Origin of the sequence: Streptomyces lavendofoliae, assembly GCF_014649735.1 — a bacterium.
Classification (GTDB): Bacteria; Actinomycetota; Actinomycetes; order Streptomycetales; family Streptomycetaceae; genus Streptomyces; species Streptomyces lavendofoliae.
Window position 1 is genome coordinate 207,476 of the sequence record NZ_BMTP01000013.1, and the last position, 15,193, is coordinate 222,668.

The 15,193-nt window shown below is 72.9% G+C and carries 17 protein-coding genes; 16 read left to right on the top strand and 1 reads right to left on the bottom strand.

All coding sequences use genetic code 11. From position 1 onward, the window contains the following. The first annotated feature begins 60 nt into the window (after positions 1 to 60). From glgA to IE109_RS24115, 5 genes are all read left to right on the top strand, one after another. Positions 61 to 1,281 (top strand): glycogen synthase, encoded by a 1,221-nt coding sequence (gene glgA, locus IE109_RS24095; RefSeq protein ID WP_189553193.1) that lies wholly within the window; start codon positions 61 to 63, stop codon positions 1,279 to 1,281. Positions 1,282 to 1,459: 178 nt separating this feature from the next. Further along, positions 1,460 to 2,167 (top strand): SDR family oxidoreductase, encoded by a 708-nt coding sequence (locus IE109_RS24100; protein ID WP_189553194.1) that lies wholly within the window; start codon positions 1,460 to 1,462, stop codon positions 2,165 to 2,167. Between the two features lie 29 nt (positions 2,168 to 2,196). Further along, positions 2,197 to 2,679: a nuclear transport factor 2 family protein gene (locus IE109_RS24105; RefSeq protein ID WP_189553196.1), complete on the top strand. Its 483-nt coding sequence runs from the start codon at positions 2,197 to 2,199 to the stop codon at positions 2,677 to 2,679. Between the two features lie 27 nt (positions 2,680 to 2,706). Further along, entirely contained in the window at positions 2,707 to 3,228 is a 522-nt protein-coding gene (locus IE109_RS33745) for a nuclear transport factor 2 family protein (protein WP_189553198.1), read from the top strand. Between the two features lie 47 nt (positions 3,229 to 3,275). Then, on the top strand, positions 3,276 to 4,529 hold the full coding sequence (locus IE109_RS24115) for an MFS transporter (RefSeq protein WP_189553200.1): 1,254 nt from the start codon (positions 3,276 to 3,278) through the stop codon (positions 4,527 to 4,529). 63 nt (positions 4,530 to 4,592) lie between these two features. Here IE109_RS24115 and IE109_RS24120 read toward each other — a convergent pair whose 3' ends face one another. Further along, entirely contained in the window at positions 4,593 to 5,573 is a 981-nt protein-coding gene (locus tag IE109_RS24120) for an SMP-30/gluconolactonase/LRE family protein (RefSeq protein ID WP_189553202.1), read from the bottom strand. A gap of 375 nt (positions 5,574 to 5,948) precedes the next feature. On the opposite strand from IE109_RS24120, the gene IE109_RS24125 reads away from it, so the two are divergent. The 11 genes from IE109_RS24125 to IE109_RS24170 all read left to right on the top strand — a co-directional run bounded on the left by IE109_RS24125 (position 5,949) and on the right by IE109_RS24170 (position 15,134). Beyond that, on the top strand, positions 5,949 to 7,151 hold the full coding sequence (locus tag IE109_RS24125) for a low temperature requirement protein A (protein ID WP_189553204.1): 1,203 nt from the start codon (positions 5,949 to 5,951) through the stop codon (positions 7,149 to 7,151). Continuing rightward, positions 7,148 to 7,609 carry a nuclear transport factor 2 family protein gene (locus IE109_RS24130; RefSeq protein WP_189553205.1) on the top strand — a complete coding sequence of 154 codons (462 nt, stop codon included), beginning with the start codon at positions 7,148 to 7,150 and terminating at the stop codon, positions 7,607 to 7,609. Before IE109_RS24125 ends, IE109_RS24130 begins: the two co-directional genes overlap by 4 nt. Before the next feature lie 114 nt (positions 7,610 to 7,723). Further along, positions 7,724 to 8,170, top strand: a complete 447-nt coding sequence (locus IE109_RS33320) for a nuclear transport factor 2 family protein (RefSeq protein WP_229891484.1) — start codon at positions 7,724 to 7,726, stop codon at positions 8,168 to 8,170. Beyond that, on the top strand, positions 8,170 to 9,204 hold the full coding sequence (locus tag IE109_RS24135) for an ankyrin repeat domain-containing protein (RefSeq protein ID WP_229891486.1): 1,035 nt from the start codon (positions 8,170 to 8,172) through the stop codon (positions 9,202 to 9,204). The genes IE109_RS33320 and IE109_RS24135 overlap by 1 nt, the downstream gene beginning before the upstream one ends. 3 nt (positions 9,205 to 9,207) lie before the next feature. Continuing rightward, positions 9,208 to 9,516, top strand: a complete 309-nt coding sequence (locus IE109_RS24140; protein WP_064071883.1) for a muconolactone Delta-isomerase — start codon at positions 9,208 to 9,210, stop codon at positions 9,514 to 9,516. 142 nt (positions 9,517 to 9,658) lie between these two features. Then, positions 9,659 to 10,867, top strand: a complete 1,209-nt coding sequence (locus IE109_RS24145) for an MFS transporter (RefSeq protein WP_189553207.1) — start codon at positions 9,659 to 9,661, stop codon at positions 10,865 to 10,867. Next, a complete protein-coding gene (gene mdlC, locus IE109_RS24150; RefSeq protein WP_189553209.1) occupies positions 10,864 to 12,513 on the top strand; it encodes a benzoylformate decarboxylase in 1,650 nt (549 codons plus the stop codon). The genes IE109_RS24145 and mdlC overlap by 4 nt, the downstream gene beginning before the upstream one ends. Positions 12,514 to 12,529: 16 nt before the next feature. Beyond that, the gene (locus tag IE109_RS24155; RefSeq protein ID WP_189553211.1) at positions 12,530 to 13,042 is read left to right on the top strand and encodes a cupin domain-containing protein; all 513 of its coding nucleotides are present in this window, start codon (positions 12,530 to 12,532) and stop codon (positions 13,040 to 13,042) included. Then, a complete protein-coding gene (locus IE109_RS24160; protein ID WP_229891487.1) occupies positions 13,039 to 13,989 on the top strand; it encodes an NADP-dependent oxidoreductase in 951 nt (316 codons plus the stop codon). The genes IE109_RS24155 and IE109_RS24160 overlap by 4 nt, the downstream gene beginning before the upstream one ends. Positions 13,990 to 14,004: 15 nt before the next feature. Further along, positions 14,005 to 14,841: an NAD(P)H-binding protein gene (locus IE109_RS24165; protein ID WP_189553213.1), complete on the top strand. Its 837-nt coding sequence runs from the start codon at positions 14,005 to 14,007 to the stop codon at positions 14,839 to 14,841. Next, entirely contained in the window at positions 14,838 to 15,134 is a 297-nt protein-coding gene (locus tag IE109_RS24170) for an antibiotic biosynthesis monooxygenase family protein (RefSeq protein WP_189553215.1), read from the top strand. The genes IE109_RS24165 and IE109_RS24170 overlap by 4 nt, the downstream gene beginning before the upstream one ends. Positions 15,135 to 15,193: the final 59 nt, after the last annotated feature.

Genomic DNA, 15,193 nt, shown 5'->3' on the forward strand with positions numbered 1-15,193 from the left:
GCGCCCCCGAACAGGGCGCGGAAGCACCGTCTTTCAGGCCCTCGACGTCAGGAAGTACGCATGAATTCCGCAGCACCCCGCACCCCTCCCGCCATACGCGCCGACCTGCTCACCCGGGAGTACCCGCCCGAGATCTACGGCGGCGCCGGGGTCCACGCCGGCGAACTCGCCCAGGAGCTGCGCGCGCTGGTCGACCTGCGGGTGCACTGCTTCGGGGAGCCCCGCACCGCGCCCGGCGTGACCGCGTACCGGGAACCCGAGGCGGTCGCGGGCGCCAACCCGGCCCTGCGCACCCTCGCGGTGAACGTGGAGATGGCCGCCCGCTGCGAGGGCGCCGACGTGGTGCACAGCCACACCTGGTACGCCAACGCCGCCGGGCACCTGGCCCAGGTCCTGTACGGCGTACCGCATGTGATGACCATGCACAGCCTGGAGCCGCTGCGGCCCTGGAAGGCCGAGCAGCTGGGCGGCGGGTACGCCCTGTCCTCGCTGGTGGAGCGGACCGCGATCGAGGCCGCGGACGCCGTCGTCGCCGTGTCGCGGGGGATGCGCGACGACATCCTGCGCGTCTACCCGGACGTCGACCCCGAGCGCGTCCACGTGGTGCACAACGGCATCGACACCGCCGTCCAGCGCCCCGACCACCGGGTGGCGGCCCTGGAGCGGTACGGCGTCGACCCGGCCCGGCCCATCGTGCTCTTCGTGGGCCGGGTGACCCGCCAGAAGGGGCTGCCGCAACTGCTGCGCGCCGCCTTCGAGCTGGACCCGGCCGCGCAGCTGGTGCTGTGCTGCGGGCAGCCGGACACCCCCGAGATCGCGGCGGAGACGGCCGCGCTCGTCGACGAGCTGGGCCGGGTGCGGGGCGGGGTGGTCCGTGTCGACGGCATGCTCGACCCGGAGTCGCTGCGCCAGTTCCTCACGCACGCGACGGTGTTCGTCTGCCCCTCGCTGTACGAGCCGATGGGCATCGTCAACCTGGAGGCCATGGCGTGCGGCACGGCGGTCGTCGCCACCGCCACCGGCGGCATCCCGGAGGTCGTCGCCCACGGGGAGACCGGGCTGCTCGTCCCGATCGAGCAGGAGCGGGACGGCACCGGCACACCGCTCGACGAGAAGCGGTTCGCCTCCGACCTGGCGGCGGCCGTCAACCTGCTGCTCGCCGACCCGGCCCGCGCGGCCGCGATGGGCGCGGCCGGGCGCGCCCGGGCGGAGGAACGGTTCAGCTGGCGGGAGGCGGCCCGCCGGGTGCACGCCGTCTACCAGGGGCTGCTCCACTCCTGACCCGCCGCGCGCCACCGGTACCGGCCGCCGCCCGGTGCCCCCTCGCGCCACCCGCCGCACCGGAACCACGCCTTCACGGGTACCCGCCGAGCCGCCCGGCGGCCGCTCCCGGCCGACCTCATGTTGTCGCGCCGGAAGCTTTGACCCCGCCGTACCGGGCGCCGTTAGCGTCGTCGTCATGTCCCACGCGCCGCACACAATCCGCACCGCGCTGGTCACCGGCGGCAACCGGGGTATCGGCCTGGAGACCTGCCGTCAGCTGGGCCGGGCCGGCCTCGACGTCGTCCTGGCCGCGCGCGACCCCGCGCGCGGCCGGGCGGCGGCCGACCGGCTCGCCCGGCAGGGCCTGGCCGTACGGTTCGAGCAGCTCGATGTCACCGACGGCGAGAGCGTGCGGGCGTGCGCCGACCGGCTGGCGCACGACGGCGTGGAGGTCGACGCCCTCGTCAACAACGCGGGCGTCTACCCCACCGAGTCGTTCTTCTCGCTCGACGAGGAGACGATGCGCCAGTCGCTCGACGTCAACCTGATGGGCGCGTTCCACACCTGCCGGGCCTTCGTCCCGGACATGGTCCGGCGCGGCCGCGGCCGGGTCGTGAACGTGTCCTCCGGCCTCGGCGCGATGACCGACAACGTCCCTTCCCCGGCCGCGTACGGCATCGCCAAGGCCGCGCTCAACGCGCTCACGCTCGTCGTCTCCGCCGCCGTCCCGCCCTCGGTCAAGGTCAACGCCGTCTGCCCCGGCTGGGTCCGCACCGACATGGGCGGCTCCTGGGCTCCGACGAGCGTGGAGAAGGGGGCGGACACGGTCACCTGGCTGGCGCTGCTCCCGGACGAGGGTCCCACCGGCGGATTCTTCCGCGCACGCCGGCGGATCCCGTGGTGAACGGCCCCCCACACACGAAGGGAAGAACGATGAAGCTCTCCTCCCGCGGCCGAGGGCGCCGCACGGCGGGCATCGTGACCGCCGCCGTCCTGATCTTCGGCATCGGCGCCGCCTTCAGCAGCGACTACGTCCAGGCCGCGGCGAGCGAGGCGCTGCGGGCCACACCCCAGGCGCACGAGCCGAAGGCCCTGTCCTCCCTCGACCCCGCCGTCCGCGCCTACGTGGACGCGGTCGACGACGCGGACGCGGACGCCCTGGCCGCCGCGTTCCACGAGGACGGCACGGTCACCGACACCGGGCGCCGGTTCCAGGGGCGGGACGCCATCCGTGCCTGGGCGGCGGACGAGGTGATCGGCGGCAAGGTCACCGTGCTCGGTCACACGCCCGGCGAGAACGGCACGACCGTGCTGCTGCGGTTCGACCCCGCGGGCCTGCTCGCCGGGTTCCGGGCCCGCTACGAGTTCACGGTCGTGGACGGGCTCATCCACCGCGTGTCCATGAGCTACGCCTGACCACCGACCCCCACAGGGAGAAATGTCATGAGAAAGCGTGTGATACCTCCGGTCGCCCTCACCGCCGCCCTGCTCCTGGGCGCGACCGCCTGCTCCGGCGACGGCGACGGCGCGGGCACCCCGAGCGCCACCACCGCCACCGGCGGCGCGCAGGACCGGGCCGCCGCCTCCCCCGCGCCCAGCGACACCGTCTCGCGGGTACGGGAGTCCGCCCCGGCCGGCGACGACAGCGACGCCGTCGACCCCGCCGCCCAGGCATACGTCGACGCCGTGGCCGCCGAGGACCTCGACGCGCTCGTCGCCGCCTTCCACCCGGACGCCGAACTCACCGACGTCGGACGCCGGTTCGACGGACACGACGAGATCCGCCGGTGGGCGGACAACGAGGTGATCGGCGGCAGGCTCACCGTCCTGAAGAACACCCCCAAGAGCAACGGCACCACCCTCCTCGTCCGCTTCGCCCCCGGCGGCACCGGCGGCTTCGAGGCCAACTACGAGTTCGACGTCCGCGACGGACGCATCGAGAAGCTGAACCTCCAGTACGCCTGACCGGCCCGAGCAGAGTCGAAGCACAGCTGAAGAAGAAGGGCTCCCGCATGAGCACCGCAACCCACACCGGGCCCGGCCCGACCCGTAACAAACTGGCGCTGGCCGCGCTGGGTCTCGGCGCGTTCGTCATCGGGACCGCCGAGCTCGTCATCGTCGGCGTGCTCAGTTTGATCTCCGACGACCTGGACATCTCCGTCAGCACGGCGGGCCTGCTGGTCACCGCCTACGCGCTCGGCGTCTCCCTGGGCGGGCCGGTCGTGAGCGCGGCGACCATCCGGCTGCCCCGGCACACCCTGCTGTGGGCCGCCCTCGCCGTCTTCATCGCCGGCAACCTGGTCGCCGTCTTCTCCGCCGCCTTCGGGCTGCTGCTGGCCGCCCGGGTGCTGTGCGGCGCCATCCACGGCCTGTACCTCGGCGCCGCGTCCACCGTGGCGACCGGTCTGGTGGCGCCCGAGCACCGGGGCCAGGCCGTCGGTCTGGTCTTCGGCGGCATCTCCGTCTCCACCGTGATCGGCGTGCCGCTGGGCACCCTGATCGGCCAGGGCCTCGGCTGGCAGGCCACCTTCGGCAGCGTCGTCGTGCTCGGCGCGCTGGCGCTGGTCGCCACGCTGGTGTGCGTGCCGCGGGTCGAGCACCGCGGCGGCGAGAGCCTCGGGGCGCAGGCCCGGCACGCCTTCCACCCCCGGGTGCTGGCGATGCTGGCGGCCACGGTCCTGCTGATGGGGTCCCAGTTCATCGCCTTCACCTACCTCACCCCGTTCCTGGAGGACGTCACCGGCATCTCCGGCGGCGCGGTGGGCGCCTTCCTGCTGATCTTCGGTGTCTTCAGTGCCATCGGTACGTTCGCGGGCGGCCGGTTCGCCGACATCAACGCCTCCGCCACCCTCCTGGTGGGCAACCTGGTGGTGATCGTGGCCATGGCGGCGCTGTGGGCGTTCGGCTCCAACGCCTGGCTGGTGGCGCTGGCCCTGGCCGGCTGGGGCATCGTCGGTTTCGGCGTCACCCCGTCCTTCCAGCTGCGCGTCATCTCGCTCGCCGGCGAGGGCGCCGACCTGGCGGCCACGCTCGGTGCCTCGGCCGCCAACGTGGGGGTCGCCGCCGGCGCGGCGGTCGGCGGCTGGGCCCTGGCCGCCTTCGGCACGGGCGAGGTGCCGGTCGTCGCGCTGGTCGCGGCGGTCGTCGCCCTGCCGGTGGTGTGGGCCACCCGCTTCCTGAAGGTGCCGCGGGTCCCGGCACCCGGCCCCGCCGTGGCCGGTGAGGACGGCGTGAGCGGCACCGTGCCGGTGGCGACGGCCGGCTGAGGCCGGCCGCCGGACGGGCGGCGGGGGAACCGGGGCGGAACCCGGTTCCCCCGCCGCCGCGCGTCAGAACCCGGTCACGTCGGCGATGGTGAACGGGAGCTCGGCCGTACCGCCGGCCATCTTGCCGAACTGCGAACGCACCACGTACAGGTGGCTGTTGCGGCGCACCAGCGTCGTGGGCATCTCCAGGGTGGCGTCGACGACCTGGCGCTCCACGGTGAACGACGTGGCGTCGGCGTTCAGCCGCAGCCGGCTCAGGGTGTCGTTGCCGTAGTGCGCGAGCCACACCCGGCCCGACTCCAGGTGCAGCCCGTCGCCGTACTTGAGGCTGACGGTGCCCGTCACCTTCTGCATCGCCCCCGATCTCAGGTCGATCCGGTACAGCCCGCCGCCGGCCGAGTCGACCGTGATCAGGTAGCCGCCCGCCGCGTCGGCCTCGATGCCGTTGAGCGTGACGGTCCTCGCCGGCTGCGGCGGTATGACGCCGGTGAGGTTGTACGCGGTGGTCAGCGTTCCCCCGGTGCCCCCGGCCGCTATCGCCGTCTGGAGCTGTGCCGGGGTGACGCGATACACCACCGCCAGGTACGAGTCGGTCACGTACGCCGTCCCGTCCGGGGCGATGTCCAGGTCGTTGAGCAGCGACGCCTCGGGGGCGGACACGGTGAAGTGCGCGACCCGCTTGCGGGTGGCGATGTCGTAGACCATCACGCCTTTGGGGTCGGTGACCCACAGCCGGCCGGCGGCGTCGACCTTGAGCCCGGCCGCCGTCGTACGGCCGTCGGCGCCGTCCGGAAGGAAGACCTCGGCGGCCTTCTGGCCGGCCGGGGTGCGGTAGATGGCGCCCGTGGCGTACGAGCCGACGTAGAAGTCACCCGTCTTGCTGTCCACGGCGATGCCCTCGGGGAACGCGCGGGCGCCCGGCAGCGTGAAGGCGGTTCCCGCCACGTACTTGGCGCCGGCCATGTCGTCGTCGTCGGCGGCGGCGGCCGTACCGGCCAGGCCGGTGAGGGAGAGCACGCCGGCCAGGGAGAGCCCGGCCGCCATCAGGGAACGGAAAGGACGAATGCGGTGCACGTGTGTCTCTCTTCTCTCGAAGGGCGGCTTCGGGCCAACCCGCCCGGGTGCGAGAGACCTTATGTTTCGGACGGCGGACCACGGCTCGACCGGAATACCTCGCGGAAAACCTTCCGGGCGGCCGGAAAGCTCAGGTGGGGACGGCGGCGACGGCCGGAAAAAGGGCCCTCATCCTGATGCCGAGGACAGGCAGACTTTCTTATGTCAAGTGCGGATTTTGCCGTTCCGCCGGAGGTGCCGCGGAAATGCGCGACACGCACCCCGCGTCCCCCCGGGGGAGTGCGACCTCATGATGTCCGACCGAACTTTTCGACCCCCGCCGAACGGGCCGTTAACGTCACGACCATGTCCACGGAAGCCGTTCCGAAAGGCACCCGGGGAGCCGGCGACGACGCGCCGCTGGATGACAAGGCGCGGGTCACCACCCTGGAGCTCTTCTTCGACCTCGCGTTCGTCTTCAACTTCACCCAGCTCGCCCGTGTCTTCAGCGACCGCATGACCCCCGTCGGGGTCCTGCAGATCCTGCTGATCTTCTGGCTGCTGTGGTGGATGTACGGCGGGTACGCCTGGCTCACCAACCACGTACCGCCGCACGGCAAGCACCAGCGGCTGCTGCTGCTCCTCGGCATGGCGTCGTTCCTGGTCATCGGGCTCACCACACCCAACGCCTTCGACGGCGACGGCGTCGCCTTCGGCGTGGGCTACCTGCTGATCGTCAGCGTCCACGCCGCGCTGTTCGCCTTCAGCGGGCCCAGCGCCGCCCGGAACATGCTGCGGATCGCCCCCTTCCACGTCACCGGAGCGGTTCTGATCATCTGCGCCGGGTTCCTCGACGGGGTGCCGGTCTACCTGTGCTGGGGTGGCGCCGTACTGCTGGAGATCCTCGCGCCGGTCATCACCGGGGTCTCCGGATTCGACCTGAAACCCGGCCACTTCGTGGAGCGCCACGGCCTGCTGATGATCATTGCCCTGGGCGACTCCTTCCTGGCGCTGGGCATCGGCACCGACGGCGCCCCGGCGGGACTGTCCGTCGTCACCACGGCCGTGCTCATCTTCGTCATCCCGGCCTGCCTGTGGTGGGTGTACTTCAACGAGTCGGAGAAGGCGCGGCGCGCCGAGGTCGCCCTGGAGCGGCAGGACGCCGCCACCCGGTCCCGCATGGCGCTGTCCGCGTTCTTCTACGCCCACGTCCCAATGCTGCTGGGGCTGATCCTCATCGCCGCGGCCGTGAAGAAGACGATCGCGCACCCCTTCGCCCAGCTGCCGCTCGCGCCGTCCCTGGCACTGGCCGGCGGCGTGGCGCTCTACCTGGCGGGCATCGCCTGGTTCCACGGAATCCTCAAGATCGGCCCGCAGCGGTTCCACTTCGCCGCCGCCGCGCTGGCCTTCCTCACCGTGCCGGCCGGCCACTTCGGCGCGGCCGTCGGCGAGGTGATGTCCCTCGGGGCCCTGATCGTCTGCGCGCTGTTCATCGAGCACCGGTGGACCAAGCAGTCGGGCCACACCTGTTACGCACCCACGGAGAAACTGGAGGTGGTCGGCCGATGAGTACCACGGCGGACCGACTTGACGTCATCGACACCTGCACCCGGATGGGCTGGTACACCGACCAGCGCGACTGGGAGGCGCTGGAGCGGGTGTTCACCGACGAGGTCCGGCTCGACTACACCAGCCTCAACGGCGGCGAGCCGGCCGTCGTCCCGGCCAAGGGCCTGGTGAGCGCCTGGGCCGGGCTGCTCGGCGCCTTCACCGCCACCCAGCACGTGTTCAGCAACTTCCTTGTCGACCTCGACGGCGACTCGGCGGTGTGCACGGCCATGTTCCAGGCCACGCACCGGCTGCCCAACGAGCACGGCGGTCCGCTGTGGACCCTGGGCGGCCACTACCGCTTCGCGCTCGTGCGCACCGATGACGGCTGGCGCATCGGCGACGTCGTCATGACGGCGACGTGGGCCGACGGCAACCAGCAACTGCTCACGCTCGCCTCCCGGTCGCAGGAATCCTGAACCCGCGGTTTCCGCGCACGGAATCTCAGGAAGTCGGCGGCACATTGTTGGCGAGCGGCCGGAAACGGAATCACTATCTTCTGGGAATTCTCTCGGGCTTATCGAGGAGTACACATGAGTGACCTCACCGCAGCGACCCGCGCGGTCGCCCAGCGCTGGTTCGACGCGCTCGCCTCCGGTGATTTCGAGACGTGTCTCGGACTGCTCGCCGACGACGTCGAGTGGATCAATTACACGCCGGTCCCCGGCTACAACGACGACATGAAGTGGATCGGCGCGATCCGCGGCCGTGACGCGGTCCTCGCCAGTCTCCAGGTCTTCACCGGGGAGTGCGAGGTCAAGTTCGAGAAGCTCGTCGACCTGGTGGTCGACGGCGAAAAGGCCGCCGGCGTCATCCACGAACTCTCGGCGGTCAGGAACAACGGCGTCGAATTCGAGATCGAGTTCGTCCAGTGGCTGACGGTCCGCGACGGACGGATCGTCCGCTGGAAGTCGTACACCGACCCGTCCCCGATCGTCCGCGCCCTGCGCGGGGACACCTCCGGACAGGTGGCCGCCTGATGAGCGCCGACCTCATCGCGGCCGTCCGCGACCGCGACACCGCCAACGTGGCGGGGCTGCTGTCCGCCGGCGCCGATCCCTCCACCCGCGAGGCGGCCAGCGGGCTGACCGTCCTGATGATCGCCGCCGGGCAGGCCGACGCGCCGACCGTGCGGGCGCTGATCGGGGCGGGCGCCGACGTCCACACCGCCGACACCCGCGCCGGGGCGACCGCCCTGCACAAGGCATGCCAGGGCGGCAGCCTCGACGTGGTGCGCGCGCTGGTCGAGGCGGGCGCGTTCGTCGACGCCGTCGCCCCCACCACCGGCCACACCGCCCTGATGGACGCCCTCTGGTACAAGTACCCGGACATCGCCGAGTACCTGCTCGCCAAGGGCGCCTCCCTCAAGGTGTACACGCACTACGGCTTCTCGCTGGAGCAGCACTTCGCTTACGAGCTGAACGTCAACACCTTCGGCAAGGACAAGCTCCTCAAGGCCGAGGAGCACCTCAACGCGCGGCGCGAGAGCGACGAGGCGGCGGTGTCCCGGCAGGAGCTGATGGCCGCCACCGCGGAGGGTGACACCGAGCGCGTCCGCAAACTCCTGCACGAGGGCGCCGAGGTCGACGAGCGGGCCCCCTTCCTGGGCGGGTTCAACGACTGGCACACCCCGCTGCTGGTCGCCTCCCGCGACGGGCACGGCGAGATCGTCGCGCTGCTGCTCGCGGCGGGCGCGGACGTCAACGCGGTGGAGCCGACGTTCGGCGCCGTACCCCTGCACAAGGCGGTCTACAACGGCCACGCCGACATCACCGCCCAGCTCGTCGCCCGGCCCGGCATCGACCTGGACTTCCAGGGCGCGACGAACGGATACACCCCCCTCCACGACGCGCTGTGGCACGGCTACGAGGAGTGCGTCCGCATCCTCGTCGGGGCCGGCGCCCGGCTCGACCTCGTCGGCCACGACGGCAAGACGCCGCTCGACCTGGCCGTCGAGGTGTTCGGCGCCGACCACGCGCTCACCGCACTGATACGCGACACCGACGGGAAGTGACCCATGCTGTTCTACGTCCAGATGAAGTGGAAGCACGAGGGACGCCTCACGCTCGACGAGCTGTGGGAGCTGGAGCAGGACGAGGCCGTCCACGCCCAGGAGACGCTCGACTCCGGATTCTGCGTGGGGATCTGGAAGGTGGCCGCCCAGAAGCGGGTCATCGCCATCATCGACTCCCCGGACGCCGAGGAGCTCGACCGCACCGCCCTGGGGCGCCTCCCCATGCGCGAGTACCTGGAGTTCGAACAGGTCTGGCCCCTCCGCGACTACCTCGGCTTCGCCGAGGACGTCAAGCAGCGCTACAAGGTCTGACCCGCGGGGCCCCCGCCCCGCCTCCCTCCCCCCCACAGGGGCGCGCCCCCACCCCCACGCGGGCGCGCCCCCCGGGCCCCCGCCCCACGGCCGGCGGGCCGGCCACCACGTCCGCACGGAAGACAGAAGGAGGGGCTCGCCGATGAGCGGGACCCGGAGCAGTACCTACGCGCTCGCCGCACTCGGCCTCGGCGCGTTCGTCATCGGCACCGCCGAGTTGGTCATCGTCGGCGTGCTCAGCCTCATCGCCGGCGACCTGGACGTGTCCGTCGGGACGGCCGGGCTCCTGGTGACCGCGTACGCGCTGGGCATCTCGCTCGGCGGGCCCGTCGTCACCGCCGCGACCATCAGGCTGCCCCGCCGCACGCTGCTGGGGCTCGCCCTCGCCGTGTTCGTCGCGGGCAACCTCGTCGCCGTGTTCGCGTCCGCGTTCGGGCTGCTGCTGGCCGCGCGGGTCGTCACCGGCGCCATCCACGGGCTGTTCATCGGCGTGGCCTCCGCCGTCGCCGCCGGGCTCGTACCGGCCGAACGCCGCGGGCAGGCCGTCTCCATGGTGTTCGGCGGCATCGCGGTCTCCACCGTCATCGGGGTGCCGCTCGGCACGCTCGTCGGCCAGTCCGTCGGCTGGCGCGCCGCGTTCACCGGCATCGTCGTCCTCGGCGCCCTCGCGCTCGTCGCCGTCCTCGCCCTGGTGCCCGCCGTCGAGGGCAGCGGCTCCGGAGGGCTGCGCGCGCAGGCCCGGCACGCCTTCGCGCCCCGCGTGCTGGCCATGCTGGGCATCGGACTGCTGCTGCTCGGCGGCCAGTTCACCGCCTTCACCTACCTCGCGCCCTACCTGGAGGACGTCACCGGCATCTCCGGCGGCGGCGTCAGCGCCTTCCTGCTGATCTTCGGCCTCGCCAGCGCCGTCGGCACCTTCGCCGGCGGCAGGTTCGCCGACCGGAACGCCGACCTCACCCTCCTCGTCGGCAACACCGTCCTCGTCCTCGCCCTCGGCGCGCTCCACCTCACCGGCTCCCAGCCGGTGCTCGCCGCGCTCGCCCTGGCCGCCTGGGGCCTCGTCGGGTTCGGCATCGTGCCGTCGCTCCAGCTGCGGATCATCTCCCTCGCCGGGCCGGGCGGTGACCTCGCCGCCACCCTGGGCGCCTCCGCCGTCAACGCGGGCATCGCCGCCGGCGCCGCCATCGGCGGCTGGGCGGTCGCCACGTACGGCGTCGGCCGCGCGCCCCTCGTCGCGCTGATCGTCTGCGCCCTCGCCCTGCCCGCCACCTGGGCCGGGCGCAAGCTCACCCTTCCCATCGCCCTGGCGGCCCCCGCCAGCCGACCCACCCCCGTAGGAGACATGCCGTGACCGAGGCAACCGGCCACCGGACCGTACGCGACGAAACGCTGGACGTGCTGCGCCGGCTGGGGCTGACGACCATCTTCAGCAACCCCAGCCACACCGAGATGAAGCTCTTCGAGGCCTGGCCGGACGACGAGTTCCGGTTCGTCATGGGCCTCCAGGAGGCGTCCGTCGTCGGCATGGCGGACGGCTACGCCCAGGCCACCGGTGAGCCCGCGCTCGTCATCATCAACGGCGGCCCCGGCCTCGCCAACGCCATGGGCAGCGTCTACACGGCCGCCTCCGCCAAGACCCCCATGGTCATCCTGGGCGGCCAGCAGGCCCGCAAGATGCTCCTCGGCGACCCGTTCCTCATCGCCAAGGACGCCACGCAGCTACCCAAACCGTACATCAAGTGGGCCGCCGAACCCGCCCGCCCCCAGGACGTGCCGGCGACCATCGCCCAGGCGTACCGGATCGCCAAGCAGGCGCCCCAGGGACCGGTGTTCGTGGCCGTCCCCGAGGACGACTTCGTCCGCCCCGCCGACCCCGAGCCGGTCCGCATCCCCACCGTCGAGGACGCCACCGTCCCGTCCCCCGCGGCCCTGGACCGCATCGCCGCCGCCCTCAACGGCGCGCGCCGCCCCGGCCTGATCGCCGGCGGCCCGGTGGACGCCCAGGGGGCGCGCGGCGCCCTGGTCGAGCTGGCCGAGAAGCTCAACGCCCGCGTCTGGGGCGCACCCGTCTGGAACCGCGGCGCGTTCCCGGAGGACCACCCGCTGTTCGCCGGCGTCCTGCCGCCCATCCCCGAGCTGATCAACGAGCGGCTGGCCGCGCAGCACGACGTGGTCGTCGTCCTCGGCGGACCCGCGTTCACCCTGTTCACGGCCTGGGACCTGTTCTCCACCGCGCCGGCCGACCTCGACCGCAGCCCCCGGCCCACGCTCACCGCCGACGTCGAGTTCCTGCACGTCACCGACGACCCGCAGGCCGCCGCCGCCACCCTGGCCGACTCGGCGTTCATCGCCCGGCCCGGCGACGTCGTCAAGGCCCTGGTCCCGCTGGTCGAGCAGCGCGAACGAGTCGAACTGGCCCCCGTGCGCGAGCCCGTCCCCGTCCCGGAGCCCACCACGCCGCTCACCCAGGCGTACCTGTTCCACCTGCTGTCGAAGGAGCTGCCCGAGACGGCGGTCCTGTTCGAGGAACTGCCCATCGCCCGCGCCGACTTCCACGAGCAGATCCCGCTCGGCTCGGGCAACGGGTACTTCGCCACCGCCAGCGGCGCCCTCGGCTTCCCCTTCGCGGGTGCCGTCGGCTACGCGCTCGCCCGCCCGGACCGCCGCGCGGTCGTGGTCGTCGGCGAGGGCTCGGCCCAGTACACCCTGCACTCCCTGTGGACCGCCGCCCAGCACAACCTGCCGGTGACCTTCGTCATCCCCGACAACGCCGGCTACCTGTCGCTGAAGTACTACCTCCAGGACCAGAAGTCCTGGGAGAAGGGGTACGACCTCAGCGGCGTCGACATGGCGCAGCTGGCCCGCGGCTTCGGTGTGCGCGGCGAGCGCGTCGAGACCCCCGAGGGCCTCCAGGCGGCGCTGCGCGAGGCGCTGACCGCCGACGGCCCCGTCCTCCTCGACGTCGTGGTCGCCGACCCCGGCCTGTTCCGCCTCTGACCCCCGGGAGACCCAGATGACCACCACCGCACGGCCCACCACGGGGGAGACCGGCCCCCACCCCGAGGGCGCCGTCGTCCATCACCCGGCGGGCACCGGCCCGACGTACTGGTTCGGCGACGCCGTCTACACCTTCAAGGCCACCCGCGAGAACACGGGCGGCTCGCTGACCTTCGCCGAGGCGTCCGTCCCGCCCGGCGGCGGCCCGCCGCCGCACATCCACCCGCACGCGGACGAGGCGTTCTACATCCTCAACGGCGACATCGAGTTCCTCAACGGCGAGAAGACCTTCACCGCCCACGACGGCGACTTCGTCTTCGTGCCGCGCGGCACCCGCCACCGGTTCCGCAACGTCGGACTGCACGTCAGCCGGATGCTGTTCCTGTTCACCCCGGCCTACCTGGAGAAGTTCTTCATGGAGATCGGGCACGAGGCGCGGGCCGGCGAGGCCCCGGTCCCGCTGACCGACGAGCAGAAGCGGCAGATCGTGGAGTTCGCGCCCAAGCACGACCTGCGCCTCGCGCCGTGACGCCGGCCGTCATGCGCGCGGCGGTCGTCGACGCCTTCGGTACGCCGGACACCCTCCGGGTGCGCGAGGTACCCGTCCCCGTGCCCGGCGAGGGCGAGGTGCTGATCCGCGTCCACGCGGCCGGCGTCAACGCCATCGACCAGGCGACCCGGGCCGGCCGGGGCGTCGGCGTCGAGCGGTTCCCCGCCGTGCTCGGCTGGGACGTCTCGGGCACGGTGGCCGCCACCGGCCCGGGCGTCCGGCGGTTCGCCGAGGGCGACAGCGTGTTCGGCATGCCCCGCTTCCCCGCGCTCGCGGGCGGGTACGCCGAGTACGCCGTCGCCCCGGAGGCCGAACTCGCCGCCAAACCGGACGGCGTCGACCACGTGGTGGCCGCGTCGCTGCCGATGGCCGGCCTCACCGCCTGGCAGACGCTGTTCGAGCACGGCGGGCTGCGCCCGGGGCACCGCGTCCTGGTGTCCGGGGCGGCCGGGGGAGTCGGGCACATCGCGGTGCAGCTGGCCGCCGACGCGGGCGCCGAGGTCATCGGCACCGCGTCCCCCGCCAACCACCCGTTCGTCCGCTCCCTCGGCGCCCGCCGGGCCGTCGACTACCGGACCGTCCCCCTCCAGAAGGAGGTCGGGGACGTGGACCTGGCCGTCGACCCCATGGGCGGCGCCGAGTTCTTCCGGCTGCTCGACGTCGTGCGCCCCGGCGGGATCGTGGTCACCCTCAAGGGCGAGGGACCCGACCACCGCCGGACCGCGCGGGACCGCGGCGTCCGGGCCGGCTTCACCTACGTGCACCCCGACGGCCCGGTCCTCGACCGGCTCGCCGGCCTCCTCGCCACCGGCGGCGTCCGCCCCGAGATCCAGCGGGTCTTCCCGCTCGACGAGGTGGCACGGGCGCACGCGCTCGGCGAGGAGGGCCACGTCCGTGGCCGCCTGGTGCTCGACCTGACGTCCTGAGGCGAGGAGACCCCCATGATCCTGGTGACCGGCGCCACCGGCCACGTCGGCGGCGAGCTGACCACGAGGCTCGTCCGCTCCGGCCGGCCGGTGCGCGCCCTGGTCAGGAACGGCGCCGAACCCCCCGCCGGGGCGGAGGCGGCCGTCGGGGACCTCGACCACCCCGAGTCGCTGCGCCCCGCCCTCGACGGCGTGCGCGCGGTGTTCCTGCTGCCCGGCTACGCGGACATGCCGGGCCTGCTCGGCGAGTGCGCCCGCGCCGGGGTCGAGCACGTGGTGCTGCTCTCCAGCATCGCCGCCCCCGACGGCGACATGGACAACGCCATCTCCCGGTTCATGATCCTCTCCGAGGAGGCGGTACGGGCCTCCGGGCTGCCCTGGACGATCCTGCGGCCCAGCGGCTTCATGTCCAACACCTTCCAGTGGACCGCGCAGCTGGCGGCCGGGGACGTGGTGCGCGCCGCGTTCCCCACCGTGGCGGTCGCCATGATCGACCCGTACGACATCGCGGCCGTCGCCGCGCGCGTCCTGCTCGACCCGGACCACCACGGCCGCGCCCACGCCCTGAGCGGGCCCGAACCGCTGCTCCCCGTCGACCGGGTGCGCGTCCTCGGCGAGGTCCTCGGGCGCCCCCTGCGCTTCGAGGGCCTGACCGACGAGGAGGCCCGCGAGGAGATGGAGGCGGGCGGCACACCGACCGCGTACGTCGACGCCTTCTTCCGCTACTACGCGGACGGCACCCTCGACGACTCGCGGGTGCGGCCCACGGTCACCGAGCTCCTCGGCCGGCCGCCCCGCACCTTCACCCAGTGGGCCCGTGCCCACGCCAACGCCTTCCAGGAGGAAAGATGAGCACCGTGGAAACCGTCAGGTTCAAGCTGGTCCCCGGGACCGACACCACCGCCTTCGAGAGCCTCGACCGGGCGGTCGAGGACGACTACATGGCCAAGCGGCCCGGCTTCCTGTCCCGCGAGGTCACCCGCGGCGACGACGGCGAGTACCTGGTGATCGTCCACTGGGCCACCCCCGAGGACGCGGACGCCACCATGAGCGGCTTCTTCTCCGCCGCCGAGACCCAGGACTTCCTCGCGGCCATCGACAAGACCACGGTCCAGTCAGGCCGTTACGTCCGGATCGCCCGCTGATCCGCTGACCCACAGGCCCCGCCGGGGCCGCACCACCACCCAGGGCGTCCGGCCTGACC